Here is a 17504-nt window from a genome sequence, read left to right on the forward strand (position 1 = left end):
ATACTAAATATAAGAAGTAAATATAAAATAAAAATAATATGAAGTACTTTTATTAACTGAAACCAAAAAAGGGTATAAATTATATACCCTTTTTTTAATTTAATAATGTATTATGATTTATGTATTCTTATTAATTTTCTTTTCTAAAAACTAGACCGGTTTCAGGAAAATAATCTGCAACGATGGTATCATTATCATTAATTTTTCCACCTAAAATTTCCTTAGATAATTGATTTAAAATTTCATGTTGAATCAATCTTTTTAAAGGTCTGGCGCCAAAAGTAGGATCATAGCCTTTGCTCATTATATAATCTTTAGCCTCATCGGTCATGCTCATGCGAATTCCTTTTTTATCTAATATTTTATTAAGAGAATCTAATTGGATATCTATTATACTTCTTATTTCATTTTTATTTAAAGGCTTAAATACAATAGTTTCATCAATACGATTTAAAAACTCTGGGCGAAGTGTTTTTCTTAACAGTTCCATAACTTGCTCTTTGGTCAATTCTAAAATTTCTTTGTAATTATTTCCTTCCAGTTTTTCAAAATTTTCTTGAATTAAATGAGATCCCAAATTGGAAGTCATAACTATAATCGCATTTTTAAAATTAACGGTTCTTCCTTTATTATCTGTAAGCCTACCATCATCCAATACTTGTAATAAAATATTAAAAACATCCGGATGAGCTTTTTCGATTTCATCCAATAAGATAACAGAATAAGGTCTTCTTCTAACGGCTTCGGTTAACTGACCACCCTCATCGTAACCCACATATCCCGGAGGCGCACCTACCAGTCTGCTAACAGAATGTTTTTCTTGATATTCACTCATGTCAATTCGGGTCATTGAATTTTCATCATCAAATAAAAATTCGGCTAAGGCTTTTGCTAATTCGGTTTTACCGACACCTGTTGTTCCTAAGAATAAGAATGATCCAATAGGCTTTCTTTCATCGTTTAATCCCGCGCGGTTTCTGCGTATAGCATCTGCTACTGCTTCAATTGCTTCTTCTTGTCCGACAACCCTTTTGTGAAGAACAGATTCCAGATTTAATAACTTTTCACGTTCACTTTGTACCAGTTTAGTAACCGGAATACCGGTCCATTTGGCTACTACATCAGCAATGTCTTCGGAATCAACTTCTTCCTTGATTAATTTAGGTCGATCATCAGAAAGTTCGGCTTCAGCCTTAGCAAGTTCAGCCTCTTGTTCTTTTATTTTTCCGTAACGTAATTCAGCAACTTTACCATAATCACCGGATCTTTCAGCCTTTTCAGCTTCAATCTTAAATTCTTCAATATTTTTACGGATTTCTTGAACTTTATCCGCTCTTTCTTTTTCTGCTTTCCAGGAAGCGCTTAGCTCATTTCTTTTTTCATTAAGTTGTGCTAATTCTTCTTTAACATTTTCTAACCTTTTCTCATTAGCTTGTTTAATGCTTTCATTGGAAGTAGGACTTTCCGCTTCTCGTTTAACCGCCTCTAATTCAATTTCAAGCTGCATTTTTTTACGGTCTAAGGCATCCAACTCTTCAGGCTTGGAATTCATTTCCATACGAAGTTTTGCCGATGCTTCATCCATTAAGTCTATGGCTTTGTCCGGTAAAAATCGGTCGGAAATATAACGATTGGAAAGTTCCACAGATGCAATTACGGCTTCATCTTTAATACGTACTTTGTGATGGGCTTCATACTTCTCTCTAATTCCACGTAATATTGCTATGGCATCATCCACATCGGGTTCTTCAACCATCACTTTTTGAAAACGTCTTTCCAACGCTTTGTCCTTTTCAAAATATTTTTGATATTCATTTAATGTTGTAGCTCCAATTGAACGAAGTTCGCCACGTGCCAATGCGGGTTTTAAAATGTTCGCTGCATCCATGGCTCCTTCTCCTCCTCCGGCACCAACTAATGTGTGAATTTCATCAATAAATAAAATAATATTTCCGTTGGAAGCGGTTACTTCTTTAACTACTGCTTTTAGACGTTCTTCAAATTCACCCTTATATTTTGCCCCTGCAATTAAAGCTCCCATATCTAAAGAAAAAATAGTTTTATCCTTCAAATTTTCAGGAACATCCCCGTTAATGATTCGATGAGCTATTCCTTCGGCAATTGCAGTTTTTCCGACACCGGGCTCTCCAATTAATATGGGATTGTTTTTTGTTCTTCGAGAAAGAATTTGCAAAACCCTTCTGATTTCGTCATCTCTTCCTATTACAGGGTCTAGTTTACCGTTTTGAGCTAATTCATTAAGGTTTTTGGCATACTTGTTTAATGAATTATAGGTATCTTCTGCTGATTGAGAGGTTACTCGTTCTCCTTTTCTGATTTCTTCGATCGCTTTAAGTACGCCTTCTTTGGTGACTCCTTGGTTTTTTAATAATTGTGAGGTTTTGTCATTTACAGAAAGTAGTCCTAAGAAAATATGCTCTAAACTTATAAATTCATCTTTCATCTTAGTTGATTCTAATTGGGCTTCATTTAAAGCTTTATTAGAATTTTGAGACAAATAAATTTGTCCGCCGCTAACTTTAGGTAAAGAATTTAGTATAGATTCAAGTTCGGAGTTAATATATGCTAAATTTGAGTTTTGTTTTTTTAATATGAAAGTAATCACACTGGCTTCGCTTTCCAATAAAGCTTTAAGCAAATGCGCAGGTTCAATGGCCTGATTTTCTAATCCTTGTGCAATCACTTGGGATTGTTGCAAGGCTTCTTGTGATTTGATGGTTAATTTATTAAAATCCATTTTATTTAATCTCTTACATTTTTTCTCAGCAAAATATAAACCAAAATCGTGGATAGGTTTTTATAATCTATATATAAGAAAATAAATGAATAAAACGAGACAATATGACATATTTATGTTTTAAATACCAAATTCAATGACATAATGACATGGGTTTTTAGACTTTTAACTTTTAAAAGATTAGATTATTTTTTTTGATTACTACATCTTCAAAAAAATTACGTGAAATTCATATATAATTAAAAAAATAACAGATGCATAATATGTTATAAATAAATTATAAATTTTATGTAATATTTAATGATATCGAATACTTGCACGTATCATGCCGATAGCATTTATGGTATCTAAGGAAACATCTTTAGGTTCAAACATAGGATTGGTACTGACTAATTTTATGTAATTGTTACCTAAACTGGATTTCTGAATATGTTTAACGAAGGTAAGATTGGAATCTTCCGATAAGGCGATTTCAATTATATATAATTCTCCCCAAAATATATTATCTATGGAAGCATTTTTGAAAATAACAATGTCACCATTTTTTAAAAGTGGAAGCATAGATTCTCCTTTTATATGAATAGCTCCGTCACAGTCAGATAAACTAGGTATTTTTATAAATTCTGAAATGAATGTATTTTCAGATTTTTTATGAACAATATTTTTTAATCCACCATTGGTGTCTAAGTTATATAGTGGTATATTAAAATTACTTTTATCTTCAAATCTAACTAATGGTTCTTCTAATAATGGTAAAGAAAAATCATTATCTAAAATTGGTGATTTTAACATAGGACCTTCTCCGGTTAATATCCATTCAAGGCTAATTTCAGGGCATTTAGCGTGGATTAATAAAGGATTAAAGCTATTTCGTTTTTTCCAATTTGAAAAAGTTTGAGGTGAAATATTAAGATATTTAGCCAATTCAGAATCTTTTTTAAATCCATAAAATAATTTTATTTTACTTAATAGGACAGATTTTTTCATAGCTTATTAATTTAAATAAATAAATGATCAAAATAAACAGAATGTTTATATAAGTATTTGGTTGCTAGACAAATATACTAAAAATTATTAAATTGTCACAACAACATTACAATAATCTAACACAATTAGTATAAAAAAATTATATATAAATTATATTGAGATAAATAATGTAGGGAGAAGCATTTAGAATATTCGTAAGCTTCCACGGATAAGGGCTATTGCATTGATTTTAGAAATAGGAATATCATGGGAACTACTTTTATTATCTTGCCCTGTAAGTTTAATAAATTTATCTCCTTTTTCAGATTTTTGTATAAACTTAATTAATAAATAAAATGAATCGTCATCCATGCATATTTCGACTAAGTAAAGTTCTCCCCAAAATAAATCATTAAGGGAAATAGTTTTAAAAATAACAATGTCACCGTTTTGGATTGTTGGTAGCATGGAATTGCCTTTAACATATGTTGCCCCATCACAATCAGCTAAATCCGGTATTTTGATAAATTCTATAATTAAATTTTGATCAAATTTTTTTACAAAAATATTTTTTAACCCCCCATTACGGTCCAAATTATATAAAGGAATATAATTTTTTTGGCCTTTAAGAAAAATATTTTTTGATTCTTCAGCTATAGAATTATTATTATTTGTAATGGTATTATCTTTTTTCAACATAGGGGGGTTTCCTGTTAATAGCCATTCATAGTTGAAAATTTCACATTTTGTATAAATTAATTTAATGTTATATGAATTACGTTTTTTCCAGTTATACAAAATTTGAGAAGTTATTCCCAAATGTTTTACTAACTGAGAATCTTTAGTGTATCCATAGTGTTTTTTAATTTCATTTAAAATAATAACTTTATCCATAGCATGTATAAAAATATACATTTCGTGTAAAAAAATTTTAAGATAAACAAAATGTATATATATTTGTGTTGAGATAAAACAAAGATATCAAAAAATATATTATTGTTATGACAGTAGAACAAATAAAAAGAAAAATTGAAGTGGGAGATTATATTTTGGCATCTAAATTATTGAATATAACTCCTGAAAACGTAAGAGCTCGTTTTTCCCGTGAAAAAAATGATGTATTAGAGGCTTTAGAAGCAATTATTAGTAATAGAGAAAAGTTTATTAAAAATTATCAAAAGAAAATTTCAAATTAATTTAGGATTAAATAAAGTTATTTTTAATATAAGAAAACAATAATCAATGTAAATAACTACTTTATCGGCACGAATGAAATGAAATAAACTTATGAATTATGCTACTTAATATTTGTTAAAATTTATATTAATTAATATATCAATTCTGTATATATATAAACATTTACTTAAATAATCAATTTATAAATTTTTAGGAGTGTTAAAATAACTTTACGTCTTTTGATAATGATATAAATTGATATAAAAAGAATGGATCTTTTAATATATAAATGCTATTATATGCATACTTTTAAATTTATATAAAGTAAATATTTAATCAATATAATTTAAAAGATTTATATTTTAAAAATTATTAATATGAGTTAGCTGTATACTTAAAAAATAAATTAAAATTACTTTATTTGATTTAAATATATAAAAAATATATATGTCATATAAACTTTGTGATTGTATATTTTTTTTGTTTATCTTTACCGCCATAAAGTTAGTGTTAAAGTGTTATAAAGTTTAAAAAATTAAGCGTTCATCTATTTTTAATGCCCTTGTAGGTACTATATTTTTATAATGAAAAAAGAAAGATGATCATTAAAAATAGGATAGATTTTTTAAATTAAAAAGTAGAAAATCAATTAATAAGTAATATGTTAATTAATAATTCATTATGAAAAAGAGAGTTTTATTATGTTCATTACTCGGAGTGATTTCCGTTTGTTCTTTCTCTCAAACCAAAAATGTGGGAATAAACACAGAAGATCCTCAAGGAGTTTTCCACATTGTAAGTGGAAAAGAAGGCAATTTAAATCAAGAATTTGATGAATTTATAGTAGATTCAGAAGGAAATGTAGGTATTGGTACCAGAACTCCGAAAGCAAAGCTCGAAATTATAGGGACAAAAGGGCAAGCATTACGAGTAAAACCGGCCGGTGTACAGTCAAAAGGTGAAATTATTGCTTCTGATGCAGAAGGTAATTTTGTAGCTGAAACGAGGCCTATGCCGGAGATCAAGGAAGGTTCTATTATTCAAATTAAAACAAGACTTGATGCAACATCAACATCAGCACCTAATTTTGTAAATACATCTCCATATATACCCGGTGATCCCAATATGCCTAGTGGTTATAAGCCTGCCGTAAAAATTTCAGATAAGCCATTAGAGCTAACAGAAGGTACATGGCTAATTCAACTCAAATACACTACACGAACTTCAAATAGTTCAACAGGATTTGGTGGAGGTTGTGGAAAAATGTATGGTTTTGATCAATATATCTGGACCCTACTTTATGACGAAAATCAGTCACCCGATAAAGGAGTATTAACAACTGTTGGTTTTGCAACAGAACGGGGTGGAGCTTGTGCCTGTACGCCTCAGCTAACTCATGTGGTTAAAATAAACAATGGGCAAACTATGAAGGTTAGCGCTTATGCCAGTACCAGTATAGATCATAATACAATCGTATATGTAGATGGAGATTATACTGGATTTTCAACAGGTAAACCTTATTTTAGAGCTGTACGAATAGATCAATTTAAATAAGATCATTATTAATTATAATAATAATTTTTATATAAAAAAATCATGAATAAAATATATTTAACTATATGCATTTTGTTGTTAGCAACAGGTATAGGTATTTCGCAAAAGAAGGCAATAGGAGTAGGAATCAATACCGATCATCCTCAAGCGATATTTCATATTGATGCAAAAAAGGATAATGGCGATATACCAAATCCGGTAAATACTTCTGATGATGTGGTATTTACAACAGAAGATAATATTCCTTATTATGGAAAGGTAGGGGTAGGTAAAATTAATCCTGATGTTAGTCTGGATATAAACGGAAATATTCGTTTGGAAGATGGTCATGAAACTAATGCAAACATATTGGTCAGCATAGACTCTTTAGGAAATTCCAAATGGGTAGTGCCATCGAGACCTTTAATTAAAACTGGTAAAATAGGGGATAATATACCTTTACCATTAGATGAAAGTGCCGCAGATTTAACAGAGCAGCCCGTAATACTATCTCAGGGAAGATGGCTGATTCTTTCTAAATTCGTAATTAAACCTACAGTATCTCCTCCTAATGAAAAGCCAAGAAATAATGTGTGGATTTATTTAAAAAATGTTACTAAATATCCTGATATAAATAAAAAGGTTTATAATACTATTTTAGGTGTTCCTTTAGAACAAGATGGAGGTCTAGATGGGCTTACAGGAACTCCGCAATTAGCAGCTTTGGTTAATATTCCTAAAGGGGAAAATCATGAATTTAGAATATTTGGAAGCACAAGTAATGTTAAATTCGGATATGTAACATCAAATACAAAATTTCAAGGTTCTTTCTTTTATGCTGTTCGATTAGATGCGGATCTTATTGATTAATAAATTATACGAATTTTAAATTTATTATATGAGAAAATTATTTTTATTATATATGTTAGGAGGAAGTGTAGGAATTTCCTCTGCTTTTGCACAAGTAGGTATAAATACAACAGAGCCTAAAGGGGTTTTTCATGTTGATGCAAAAGGTAATACTCAAGGAAATTCTAATACTTCCGATGATGTGATAGTTGATAGTAATGGTAACCTGGGTATTGGTACCCTAACACCTCAAGCTAAAGTCCATATCTATACGGATGGGACCGTACCAGGAATTCGTATCAGTGATCAATCTGAAGCTGCAGGAAGCATGTTAATGTTCCATGATGATACCGGTATGGTTAACTGGGTGCCCAAACCATTTAGTATTAAGCGGGTTGAAACAAAAGATCTTAGAACAGACTTTGTAATGAATAATAGAGATGAGGGGGATCATGTAGAAATTTCAAAACCTGGTAAAGGATTAAAATTACCTCCGGGTGTTTGGATGATAATGGCTAAATATATGATTTATAATAATGGAGACGATGGGGGATTTTTATTCTGGACATATCTTCATGATTTAGATGATTTAAGCAAATTAAAAGTCGATGAATTTCACATTAAAAATAAACGATCTCCTTGTATGAATCCTGCTAGCTCACCTCTACCTTTTGATCAAGGGGGTAATCTTTGCGATAACGGGAAATATAATAGAAATTGGTATTTAGCAAGTCAAAATAGTTTTGTAAATGGAAATCCATCTGAGCATGCAATGACTATGGTTGGAACCTATCCGGAAGCTAAAAGCCAAGGGTATACTACTCCATATGTAAATTATATTGCAGTAATCCAATCTCCAGATAAAAATCCGGGTGATGAAGGATATGAGCATGAAATTGCTTTAACTTTTAGTACCAGTTTAAAACGTCAACAAGTATTGGAAACCAGATCTTCAATACCTGGAGCGGGTGATAATGGTGGAGATCTCCCGGTTGGTGTTTATTTCTTTGCTATTCGTTTAGATATAGATGAATCATCTCTATAAATTTTAAAAATTAAGTTATATACTTAGTATTTATATAATACCTGCCGAATAGGCAGGTATTTTTATTCAATACCAGTAATTCCCATTTTCTTCATTAAAAAAGTGGCATTCATATTTTGAGCTACACCTTCTTTTAATTTATAATCAAACACTAATTCATCCTGAGCAATTTCTGCTTCAAATCGATAGTTCTTTATATTTTCGGGATAGTTTGCTTCCAAGGTGCCTAATACTAAATCATGCGTAGCAATAATGCCATTTCCTTTTAGCGAAATAAGCTGTTTCATAAGCGCTAAAGATCCTTTTTGCTTATCTTCAGAGTTGGTACCTTTTAAAATTTCGTCTAAAATGATAAATAAATGTTCTCCGGAATGAAGTCTGTCTATAATCATTTTCAATCGTTTTAATTCAGAGAAAAAATAAGATTCATGATCAAGTAAGGAATCTGTAGTTCTTAAATTAGTTACCAAATTTCCTGGGAATATCTCTAATGACTTAGCATATACCGGAGCACCAATACAGGCTAACACGTGATTAACCCCTATAGTTCTTAAATACGTACTTTTACCTGCCATATTAGCTCCCGTTATTACTAAAAAATAATTTTCTTTTGAAACTTTAACATCATTGGTTACACAATTAGATCGGTTAAGTAGAGGGTGGCCCAATTCTTTCCCATCAAATATAAAATGTTCAGTATTTATTTTAGGATATGAATATCCGGGGTGAGTATATGCGTATGTTGACAGGGAGCACCAAGCATCAAAATGAGAAAGAGAATCAAACCAATTCGGTAGATACTTTTTATAGATATCTAACCATTTTTCTATCTTAATAGCATAACGAACACTCCAACATAAGACCGGATTGAAAAATAAAATCATCGGATAAGCCATACACATATTTAATTGAGAACAATATCTATTTAATTTATAGATAGCTTTTGATGCAGGAGTTTTCTTGATAAGGGTTTTACGATTTTTTTCTAACAAATAACTATCAAAATTTTGCTCTTCTATGGCATTAAAAAGTGAGGTATAGGTATTTAAAACATCTGTTTTTTTTTCTATGTTATTAACTATATTATTTACATGCTTACTCGCAAAGGCATTAATTGAATAAGTTATGATCCATAAAGGAATAAAATATAATGCAGATACCCTATTAAAAGCTGTAAGTACAAGTAAGATTAAATACAAGCAGGGAATAATATTTATCATTATTTCCCAGAATTTATTTTTATGCAATAAAAATGTTTCCGGAAATGTATTTGAATCAAAATTTTCTTTATTTTCTAATTTTCCGTTTAAAGACCCTAAAACTCGGAAATGGTTTACCCAATCTTGTTTTGAAGTTAATTCTTGGATGCTTTCCTGATTTTCCACAATGGTTTTTTTGTCTAAATAGGGAGTAAGGAACAGATAGGCAAGAAATTTTTTACCTTGATAGGTGCATGTTCGATTAATAGCCTGAAAAAGCGATCGATCGCCAAATAAATCTAAATCGTAGCTGAAGCTGTGTTCAGTCGAAATATATTCTGGGCCTCCATCAAAAGATGAAAAATCGTAATTAAGAGCTTTACATTCATTTTCTGCTAAAGTTATTAATGAATCTGAATAATTTTTTTTATAAAACAGTTTTTGATGTAACTTTAATAACAAGATAAATATTGAAAAAGATACAAAGATGATACCGCCGGTAAGGTAGCTGTTTTTCCAAGTAAAAATACAAAGTAAAGCAGCAATAAGAACTACTGATAATCTTAAAGCAGCAATAATAAATATCTTTTTTTTAAGTGATTGTACCGTTGAAATCTCTTTATTAATAAGAGAACGGTATGAATGTTCAATATCTTTTATTTTCATGATATCAAAGGTAAACAAAATAAAATAGCTAATTTTAAAGTCTATATATATCTAATAGTACTTTACTTTCAAATTTTAACAGTAAGCAAAAAAAATTAAATTTTATTATTTGATAAATGTTGCATTTTAAATATATTATAATTAGAAATAAAAAGCCTGATGAAAATCAGGCTTATAATTATTATAATTTTATTATAGAGCTAAATCAATTACTTCAGACATTTGAGTTACATAATGTATTTTTAAGCCTTTAATATAATCAGGATTGATTTTTTCAATATCTTTTCTATTCTCTTCACATAATATGACATCGGTAATACCGGCCCGTTTAGCAGCTAATATTTTTTCTTTAATGCCGCCTACCGGAAGAACTTTTCCTCGTAACGTAATTTCACCAGTCATTGCCCATTTAGACTTAACCTTTTTACCGGTAAAAGAGGAAACAAGAGAAGTAAGCATTGCTATACCTGCAGATGGTCCGTCTTTAGGAGTTGCACCTTCAGGAACGTGAATGTGTATATTACTTTCTTCAATTTTTTGCGGATCGATACCGAATTCTTTATAATTAGATTTTATGTATTCCAAAGCAATAGTAGCCGATTCTTTCATTACATTACCTAAATTTCCGGTCATGCTTAAGTTTCCTTTGCCTTTAGAAAGAATACTTTCAATAAAAAGAATATCTCCTCCTACTTGAGTCCAGGCTAATCCTGTAACAACTCCTGGAACTTTATTAGTTTCAGACATTTCAGGCATCATAGGCGGACCTAGGATTTCGATAATTTTATTTTGACTCAATTTTTTGTTGTATTCAGTATTGCGAGCAATTTGTAAGGCAATATTCCTTACAATTTTTGATATCTTCCTTTCTAAGCCTCTAACACCGGATTCTCGAGTATATGCTTGGATAATAAATTCCAATTCTTTCTTACTTATTGAAATATCTTTTTTGGTAAGTCCATGTTCGAGGATTTGCTTTGGTAAAAGATATTTATTAGCTATTTCTACTTTTTCCTCAATAGTATATCCGGAAATATCAATAATTTCCATTCTGTCCAACAACGCCGGTTGTATGGTAGCTAAATTGTTGGCGGTAGCAATAAACAATATTTTAGATAAGTCGTAATCTACATCCAGGAAATTATCATGGAAAGTACTGTTTTGTTCGGGATCTAATACTTCAAGTAAAGCAGATGACGGGTCACCGTGTCCACTGGTGCTAATTTTGTCTATTTCGTCTAAAACAATAACGGGATTCGATGTTCCAACCTTTTTTATGGATTGAATAATTCTCCCCGGCATAGCTCCAATATAAGTTTTACGATGTCCTCTAATTTCCGATTCATCATGCAACCCGCCCAATGATATACGAACGTATTTTCTTCCTAAAGCAGAAGCAATGGATTTACCCAATGAAGTTTTACCGACACCGGGAGGACCATATAAACAAATGATGGGAGATTTCATATCTCCTTTAAGTTTTAGGACCGCGAGATACTCTAAGATTCGTTCTTTAACATCTTCTAAGCCAAAATGGTCTTTATTTAAAACTTTTTCAGCATGATTAATATCAAAATTGTCCTTAGAATATTTTTCCCAAGGCAAATCCAACATTAATTCTAAATAATTCCTTTGAACCCCATAATCAGGTGTTTGCGGGTTCATGCGAACTAAGCGATTAAGTTCTTTTTCAAAATGTTCATTTATAGACTTGCTCCATTTTTTTTTCGAAGCTTTTTCTTTCATTTCTTGAACTTCAGCTTCATAAGAAACGCCTCCCAACTCTTCCTGAATGGTTTTCATTTGCTGGTGTAGGAAATATTCACGTTGTTGTTTGCTGAGGTCGGAGTTAACCTTATCCTGAATAGAATTTTTTAAAGATATTTTTTGAAGCTCAACGTTCAGGTACTTTAACGTTTTGGAAGCACGATCTAACAAACTGTTAACTTCCAGCAATTCCTGCTTTTTTACTAAAGGCAAATCAAGATTAGAAGCAACAAAATTTACTAACAAGGAGCTGCCTTCAATATTTTTAATAGCAAAAGAAGCGTCTGAAGGGATAGCTGGATTTTCATTAATAATTTTAATGGCTGTTTCACGAAGGCTTTCCAATAAAACATTAAAATGTTCTTTATTTTTATTGGAAACCTTTCTTTTGTCTTCCAATAAAGTTATTTCTGCTTTTAAATAAGGCTCCTCTTCAAGTATATTATTAATAGAAAATTTACGTATCCCCTGAATAATTACCATGGTACTTCCATCAGGCATTTTAAGTAATTTTAATATTTTACCTATAGTACCTACCGAATACATATCATTTATAGTCGGATTATCTGCATTTACATCTTTTTGTGTAATGACTGCTATTATCTTGTCGTTTTGCTGAGCATCTTGTAATAAATTGATGGATTTATTTCTTCCGGCAGTAATTGGTATAACAACCCCGGGAAATAAAACTACATTTTTTACCGGAAGTAAGGGTAAAACTGTAGGAAAAGTTTCATTCATCATTTTATCTTCTTCATCCTGGCTTAGTAAAGGAATAAATTCACTATCATTTTGCATAACTTGATCTAATGACAATATGTCGAACTTCATAATGTTTCGTATTAAAGATTTAATGACAAACTTTCAGATATCTAAAAAAAGAGAACTGCTTTTTTTAAATCTTAAATGGGTATAGTATTGATTATTAATAAGAAATGTTGCAACCTCCAAAGTTTGTACGTGTACTAAGGTCAATTAATATGCCAAATAAAAACTTACTATAATTGCTAATAAAGCTTAGAATTATAACTTGATAAGGGTTAGAATTTCTCTGCTTCCATCGGAATAAGTAACTTTAACAAAATATCTTCCTGTAGGAAGTTTTGAAATATTAATTTCCTGATTAAGATTGGAGTCAATTATATCTTTATCAATTAAATTGGTACCAACCATGGATAAAACAGAAATATTATCGATTTTATAAGAACTTGAATTCTTAACAAGTATAAAATTTACTGCCGGGTTAGGATATAATTTTGATTTAGTATAAGGTTGCTCTTGTAAATAAAAGTTCATTAAAATACTGGCCGGAAAATCTTTTGCAGTAACCAGGTTAATTGAAAAAAGCAACGTAATAAAAAATAAAAATTTCTTCATAAGCAATTTATATCTAAAAATTATGAAAATTTCCTTGATAAAATAATAGTGTTATGTACTTAAAATTAATGTATAAAATTATAAAAAAAAAATATTCTTTACAACTTTTCATTAAATTATTTTTATTTTTATTTGGGAATAAAGATAATATTTAATTATCTTATCTTCAATAGTTTTGTATTTAGGGCTTTTTTCTGAATTATTCTATATTTTATATTTATATTGTTGTTGCTAAAGTAAATATACTTACTTGAGAATCATTGGTTTTTAACAGTTCTTGAGTACATGCAATTAAGGTTGCACCCGTTGTTAAGACATCATCAACCAATAAATAATGACTCGAACAATTTGAATTTCTTATAAAAGCGTTTTCCATTTTCTTTATACGTTCTTCTCTGTTGGACTGGGTTTGAGATTTCGTATGAGAAACTCGTTGAAGAACATGCTCGTCGAAATTGCAATTCATTAGAGTTGCTAATTTTTTGCAACAGAGCAAAATTTGATTATAGTTTCTTTTTTTATATCTTTTCGAGTGAATAGGAACCGGAACAACGGTTTTTACTTCTTTTAAACAAGGATTGTTCTCATTCAGCATAAACCAAATCTCAGCTAACCACGAACCGATTTCCGGTTTATTTTTATATTTTAAATGATGAATTAATTGTTGTGTAATATTTTCTTTTGAGAAAAATAATAAGGAAGATGCAAATTCTATTTTCGCAGAATTGTTAAGTTGGCTGTGAATTGAATTTGCGTTGTTAAAAGGAATATAAGTAAAAGGTAAATGAGCTTTACACCTTTCGCATACATAGTGTTGTGATGAAGAAATAATTGTTTCACAACCAATACATCTATTAGGAAACAGGGTAGAGAGTATTTCTTGCCACATGAGTATTTTTCAATTATCTTTGCGTAATATAAACAAATTTATTTATTGTGATAAGGCTGACTAAAATATTTACATTTGAAACAGCTCATGCTCTGTGGGGATATGATGGTAAATGTAAAAACATTCATGGACATTCTTATAAATTGTATGTTACTGTTAAAGGAGAGCCATGTAATGATATACACCATGTTAAAAATGGAATGGTTATGGATTTTGGAGACTTGAAATCTATTGTAAAAAAATTAATTATAAATCCTTTAGATCATGCCATTGTTTTAAACGCTCAAACAGAACATAAACAATTAGGAGAGCAATTGCAAAATCAAGGACATAAAGTTATTTTTATGAATTATCAGCCCACATGTGAGAATATGTTGATGGATTTTGCCGAAAAGATACAATCAGAGCTTCCTGAAAATATTTTATTAGCGAAGCTTAAATTATATGAAACCGAAACGTCATATGGTGAATGGATAAGGGAAGACCAATAGAAATTAACCTTACGGCAGGCAAAAAAGTTTATTTTGCCTCTGATCAGCATTTAGGAGCACCTGATGATGTTTCATCCAGAAAAAGAGAAAAGATTTTCGTAAAATTTTTAGAACAAATTAAACATGATGTTCAAGTATTATTCCTATTAGGGGATTTATTTGATTTTTGGCATGAATATAAAACCGTTGTACCCAAAGGGTTTGTTCGAATATTAGGAAAATTAGCTGAACTTTCAGATTCGGGGGTTAAAATATATTTTTTTACCGGAAATCATGATTTATGGATGAGAGATTATCTTCAAAAAGAATTAGCAATAACAGTTTTTAACGAAGAACAAACATTTATAATCAACAACAAAAGTTTTTTTATTGCTCATGGAGATGGATTGGGACCGGGAGATCGTGGGTATAAAAGAATGAAAAAACTTTTTACGAATCCTGTTGCTCGATGGTTTTTCAGATGGTTGCATCCGGATGTAGGAGTAGCCTTAGGTACTTATTTATCAAGAAAAAATAAATTAATTAGCGGGGAGGAAGATATTAAATTCTTAGGGGAAGATAATGAATGGCTGATTGTCTTTTCTAAAGAAAAATTGAATGAAAGACATTATGATTACTTTATTTACGGACATCGTCATTTACCTATGGATTTATTGATTGGTGAAGATAAAAACAGCCACTATGTAAATTTAGGGGATTGGATTTCGTATTATACCTATGCCGTTTTCGATGGAGATCATTTGCATTTACAGACTTTTACCGAAACTGTTTAATTTTATTTATCCATCGTAAATATTTTTCTTAATTCAACAGCTTCTGAAGGAGTAATTCTTCCGGATAGCAGCAAAGATAATTCCCTTCTGTGAAGGGCTGAGTTATATCTAACTATTTCTTCTTCAGTTTCAGGTACTAAGTCAGGTATTTTTTTAGGCTTCATAAATTCATCTAAAGCTACAAAAGTATATATCCCTTCATTGGTTTTGGTTTTTGTATGATTTATTGCATCATCTACCCATATATCGACAAATACTTCCATAGAAGATCCAAAAGCTCTAGAAACCTTAGCTATGGCTTCTACGGTGCTTCCTAATGGAATAGGTGTTGAAAAGGAAACATGATTAACAGAAGCAGTCACAACTTTAGCTTCCGCATGTCTTTGAGCGGCTATGGCACATGCTCGATCCATTAAAGAAAGTAAATCCCCGCCAAACATATTATTATAAGCATTAGTTTCATTCGTTAGTACAATGGTGGTCATTATGGTCCTTGAATCAGAGGGAGTTTTAGCTTTCATGAATTTCAATTCAATTATAGAGGAAGTAAACCAAAATTTTTGTAAGTAACAAAACTCTTTTCACTCAAACTGAAAATAATTTTTTCTTTTTCAGCTGTAAATGTTCCTAAATTTTCAATGGTTAAATATGGTTCCGATTTTAGAATTTTTTTCCACTCCTTAATTGTCTGATAAACAAAATCTTTAGCTCTCTCAACATCTATTGAATGCAATTCCGCAATTATGCTAGCTAAAGCGATATCATTGAGATTATGTTGCTGAGTAAAAGAAAGGGAATAGGAGGGGGGGAGTAGTTGATTAGTTTCCTGATCCTCTCTCACCGAATTAAATTTTAATTCAAATTTTCCAAAAGAAGGTAAAGTAACTTGATTGGTTTCTTGTAATAATAGTATGCAATATTTTATTAGGTCCATAAAGTAAATTTAAAATAAATACATTATTTATCAACTATCTTTATCTCCTTTTTTAAAGCTTAAATATATTTTCACAAATTTAAATAACTTAAGAATATATAATTAAAATTCCTCAACGCATGTTTGCCTGTCTTTTAATTTTTTTTTCATAGCGCTAAAAAATTCAGGAGTAATACCAATATATGAGGCAATATGTTTTTGAGATATTGAATTTTTTAATTCAGGAAACATAATACAAAAATTTCTATATCGTTCTTCTGCAGATAAACTTAATATTTCATATAAACGATTACGTAAGAAAATTACAGAGCGGATTAAACTTTCATTATAATAAAGTTCTAATTTTGGAAACCTTTTAACAGATTCTTCTTTTGCTTTTTTAGATAAAATAAGTATTTCAGTATCTAAATCTGCAACAATATTGAATTTAGCAGGTTGATTGTATATAATACTTTCATTATCTGCAATCCACCAACCTTTAGATGAAAATTGAAGAACCTGCTCCAATCCTTTTTTGTCGTTAATATAGCTTCGTAAACAACCGGAAAGTACATAATAATAATTATCTTCAACCTCCTCTTGATGCAAAAGAGAATCTCTTTTGTTTAGCTTTTTAAATTTTAAAATAGATTTTAGATACTCTTTTTCCTCTCTGGAAATAGGCACTACCTCATTTATTTCTTCCATTATTTTTTCAAAAATCATAGTATATAAGAGTTTTAAATCGCTATGTAAAAATTTTTTAAATATGTAATACTATATCCATTTATAATTGTAAGAATGCTATTTGTAAAATTGTCCTACTTGGTTAGAATTCTCTTCACTATTTTTTTAATAGAGATAGATAACAATAATATAACCGATGTTAAAATTTTATAAATACATTGTCTTAACTGTGTTAAATGGTAAAGAACACGTAATCCCTTTTTACTATTTGTAGTATATTATTAGGATTGGTTACGAAAATTAATCTATAAAAAAATTTTTCACAAAAATAATAAACAATTTGTTTATCTATTTAAAATTAAATGGATTTTGAATCTTACATAAAAACTAAACATATTTAGATTACTATACTTAT

General features: G+C 30.0%; 16 protein-coding genes. 6 read left to right on the top strand and 10 right to left on the bottom strand.

Going from position 1 to position 17504, the window contains the following annotated elements:
* Positions 1–130: 130 nt before the first annotated feature.
* The 3 genes from clpB to GFV01_RS06785 all read right to left on the bottom strand — a co-directional run bounded on the left by clpB (position 131) and on the right by GFV01_RS06785 (position 4639).
* Positions 131–2758 carry an ATP-dependent chaperone ClpB gene (gene clpB / locus GFV01_RS06775; RefSeq protein WP_160565801.1) on the bottom strand — a complete coding sequence of 876 codons (2628 nt, stop codon included), beginning with the start codon at positions 2756–2758 and terminating at the stop codon, positions 131–133.
* 297 nt (positions 2759–3055) lie between these two features.
* Positions 3056–3745 (bottom strand): LexA family transcriptional regulator, encoded by a 690-nt coding sequence (locus tag GFV01_RS06780; protein ID WP_160565803.1) that lies wholly within the window; start codon positions 3743–3745, stop codon positions 3056–3058.
* 183 nt (positions 3746–3928) lie between these two features.
* Positions 3929–4639: a helix-turn-helix domain-containing protein gene (locus tag GFV01_RS06785; protein WP_160565805.1), complete on the bottom strand. Its 711-nt coding sequence runs from the start codon at positions 4637–4639 to the stop codon at positions 3929–3931.
* Between the two features lie 86 nt (positions 4640–4725).
* Between GFV01_RS06785 and GFV01_RS06790 the strand changes: the two genes are divergently transcribed.
* The 4 genes from GFV01_RS06790 to GFV01_RS06805 all read left to right on the top strand — a co-directional run bounded on the left by GFV01_RS06790 (position 4726) and on the right by GFV01_RS06805 (position 8327).
* Complete coding sequence (locus GFV01_RS06790; protein WP_160565807.1) at positions 4726–4920, top strand: hypothetical protein; 195 nt, start codon at positions 4726–4728, stop codon at positions 4918–4920.
* Positions 4921–5581: 661 nt separating this feature from the next.
* Positions 5582–6454, top strand: coding sequence for a hypothetical protein (locus GFV01_RS06795; protein ID WP_160557574.1), 873 nt, complete (start codon positions 5582–5584; stop codon positions 6452–6454).
* Between the two features lie 42 nt (positions 6455–6496).
* A complete protein-coding gene (locus GFV01_RS06800) occupies positions 6497–7303 on the top strand; it encodes a hypothetical protein (protein ID WP_160557573.1) in 807 nt (268 codons plus the stop codon).
* 28 nt (positions 7304–7331) lie between these two features.
* Positions 7332–8327: a hypothetical protein gene (locus tag GFV01_RS06805; protein ID WP_160565809.1), complete on the top strand. Its 996-nt coding sequence runs from the start codon at positions 7332–7334 to the stop codon at positions 8325–8327.
* A 62-nt stretch (positions 8328–8389) separates the two neighbouring features.
* On the opposite strand, the gene GFV01_RS06810 is transcribed toward GFV01_RS06805, so the two are convergent.
* The 4 genes from GFV01_RS06810 to GFV01_RS06825 form a co-directional block, all read right to left on the bottom strand.
* Complete coding sequence (locus tag GFV01_RS06810) at positions 8390–10192, bottom strand: hypothetical protein (RefSeq protein WP_160565811.1); 1803 nt, start codon at positions 10190–10192, stop codon at positions 8390–8392.
* 192 nt (positions 10193–10384) lie between these two features.
* Positions 10385–12790, bottom strand: a complete 2406-nt coding sequence (lon, locus tag GFV01_RS06815) for an endopeptidase La (RefSeq protein ID WP_160565813.1) — start codon at positions 12788–12790, stop codon at positions 10385–10387.
* Between the two features lie 192 nt (positions 12791–12982).
* Entirely contained in the window at positions 12983–13336 is a 354-nt protein-coding gene (locus tag GFV01_RS06820) for a T9SS type A sorting domain-containing protein (protein ID WP_160565815.1), read from the bottom strand.
* A 217-nt stretch (positions 13337–13553) separates the two neighbouring features.
* Positions 13554–14225, bottom strand: coding sequence for a ComF family protein (locus GFV01_RS06825; RefSeq protein ID WP_160565817.1), 672 nt, complete (start codon positions 14223–14225; stop codon positions 13554–13556).
* A 47-nt stretch (positions 14226–14272) separates the two neighbouring features.
* Here GFV01_RS06825 and GFV01_RS06830 point away from each other — a divergent pair, with 47 nt between their 5' ends.
* Together GFV01_RS06830 and GFV01_RS06835 are read left to right on the top strand one after the other, a co-directional pair.
* Positions 14273–14716, top strand: coding sequence for a 6-carboxytetrahydropterin synthase (locus GFV01_RS06830; protein WP_160565819.1), 444 nt, complete (start codon positions 14273–14275; stop codon positions 14714–14716).
* A complete protein-coding gene (locus tag GFV01_RS06835) occupies positions 14695–15489 on the top strand; it encodes a UDP-2,3-diacylglucosamine diphosphatase (RefSeq protein WP_160565821.1) in 795 nt (264 codons plus the stop codon). The genes GFV01_RS06830 and GFV01_RS06835 overlap by 22 nt, the downstream gene beginning before the upstream one ends.
* Before the next feature lie 2 nt (positions 15490–15491).
* Here GFV01_RS06835 and GFV01_RS06840 read toward each other — a convergent pair whose 3' ends face one another.
* The 3 genes from GFV01_RS06840 to GFV01_RS06850 all read right to left on the bottom strand — a co-directional run bounded on the left by GFV01_RS06840 (position 15492) and on the right by GFV01_RS06850 (position 17128).
* Complete coding sequence (locus tag GFV01_RS06840) at positions 15492–16010, bottom strand: acyl-CoA thioesterase (RefSeq protein ID WP_160565823.1); 519 nt, start codon at positions 16008–16010, stop codon at positions 15492–15494.
* 14 nt (positions 16011–16024) lie between these two features.
* Complete coding sequence (locus GFV01_RS06845) at positions 16025–16423, bottom strand: hypothetical protein (RefSeq protein WP_160565825.1); 399 nt, start codon at positions 16421–16423, stop codon at positions 16025–16027.
* A 102-nt stretch (positions 16424–16525) separates the two neighbouring features.
* On the bottom strand, positions 16526–17128 hold the full coding sequence (locus GFV01_RS06850) for a Crp/Fnr family transcriptional regulator (protein WP_220264363.1): 603 nt from the start codon (positions 17126–17128) through the stop codon (positions 16526–16528).
* Positions 17129–17504 lie beyond the last annotated feature (376 nt).

It is taken from the genome of Apibacter sp. B2912 (assembly GCF_009827835.1).
GTDB lineage: Bacteria > Bacteroidota > Bacteroidia > Flavobacteriales > Weeksellaceae > Apibacter.

What these genes read in the sequence shown, in the direction of transcription:
- clpB (WP_160565801.1), bottom strand. Translation starts at nt 2,758, where the DNA reads ATGGATTTTAATAAATTAACCATCAAATCACAAGAAGCCTTGCAACAA.
- GFV01_RS06780 (WP_160565803.1), bottom strand. Translation starts at nt 3,745, where the DNA reads ATGAAAAAATCTGTCCTATTAAGTAAAATAAAATTATTTTATGGATTT.
- GFV01_RS06785 (WP_160565805.1), bottom strand. Translation starts at nt 4,639, where the DNA reads ATGTATATTTTTATACATGCTATGGATAAAGTTATTATTTTAAATGAA.
- GFV01_RS06790 (WP_160565807.1), top strand. Translation starts at nt 4,726, where the DNA reads ATGACAGTAGAACAAATAAAAAGAAAAATTGAAGTGGGAGATTATATT.
- GFV01_RS06795 (WP_160557574.1), top strand. Translation starts at nt 5,582, where the DNA reads ATGAAAAAGAGAGTTTTATTATGTTCATTACTCGGAGTGATTTCCGTT.
- GFV01_RS06800 (WP_160557573.1), top strand. Translation starts at nt 6,497, where the DNA reads ATGAATAAAATATATTTAACTATATGCATTTTGTTGTTAGCAACAGGT.
- GFV01_RS06805 (WP_160565809.1), top strand. Translation starts at nt 7,332, where the DNA reads ATGAGAAAATTATTTTTATTATATATGTTAGGAGGAAGTGTAGGAATT.
- GFV01_RS06810 (WP_160565811.1), bottom strand. Translation starts at nt 10,192, where the DNA reads ATGAAAATAAAAGATATTGAACATTCATACCGTTCTCTTATTAATAAA.
- lon (WP_160565813.1), bottom strand. Translation starts at nt 12,790, where the DNA reads ATGAAGTTCGACATATTGTCATTAGATCAAGTTATGCAAAATGATAGT.
- GFV01_RS06820 (WP_160565815.1), bottom strand. Translation starts at nt 13,336, where the DNA reads ATGAAGAAATTTTTATTTTTTATTACGTTGCTTTTTTCAATTAACCTG.
- GFV01_RS06825 (WP_160565817.1), bottom strand. Translation starts at nt 14,225, where the DNA reads ATGTGGCAAGAAATACTCTCTACCCTGTTTCCTAATAGATGTATTGGT.
- GFV01_RS06835 (WP_160565821.1), top strand. Translation starts at nt 14,695, where the DNA reads ATGGATAAGGGAAGACCAATAGAAATTAACCTTACGGCAGGCAAAAAA.
- GFV01_RS06840 (WP_160565823.1), bottom strand. Translation starts at nt 16,010, where the DNA reads ATGAAAGCTAAAACTCCCTCTGATTCAAGGACCATAATGACCACCATT.
- GFV01_RS06845 (WP_160565825.1), bottom strand. Translation starts at nt 16,423, where the DNA reads ATGGACCTAATAAAATATTGCATACTATTATTACAAGAAACCAATCAA.
- GFV01_RS06850 (WP_220264363.1), bottom strand. Translation starts at nt 17,128, where the DNA reads ATGATTTTTGAAAAAATAATGGAAGAAATAAATGAGGTAGTGCCTATT.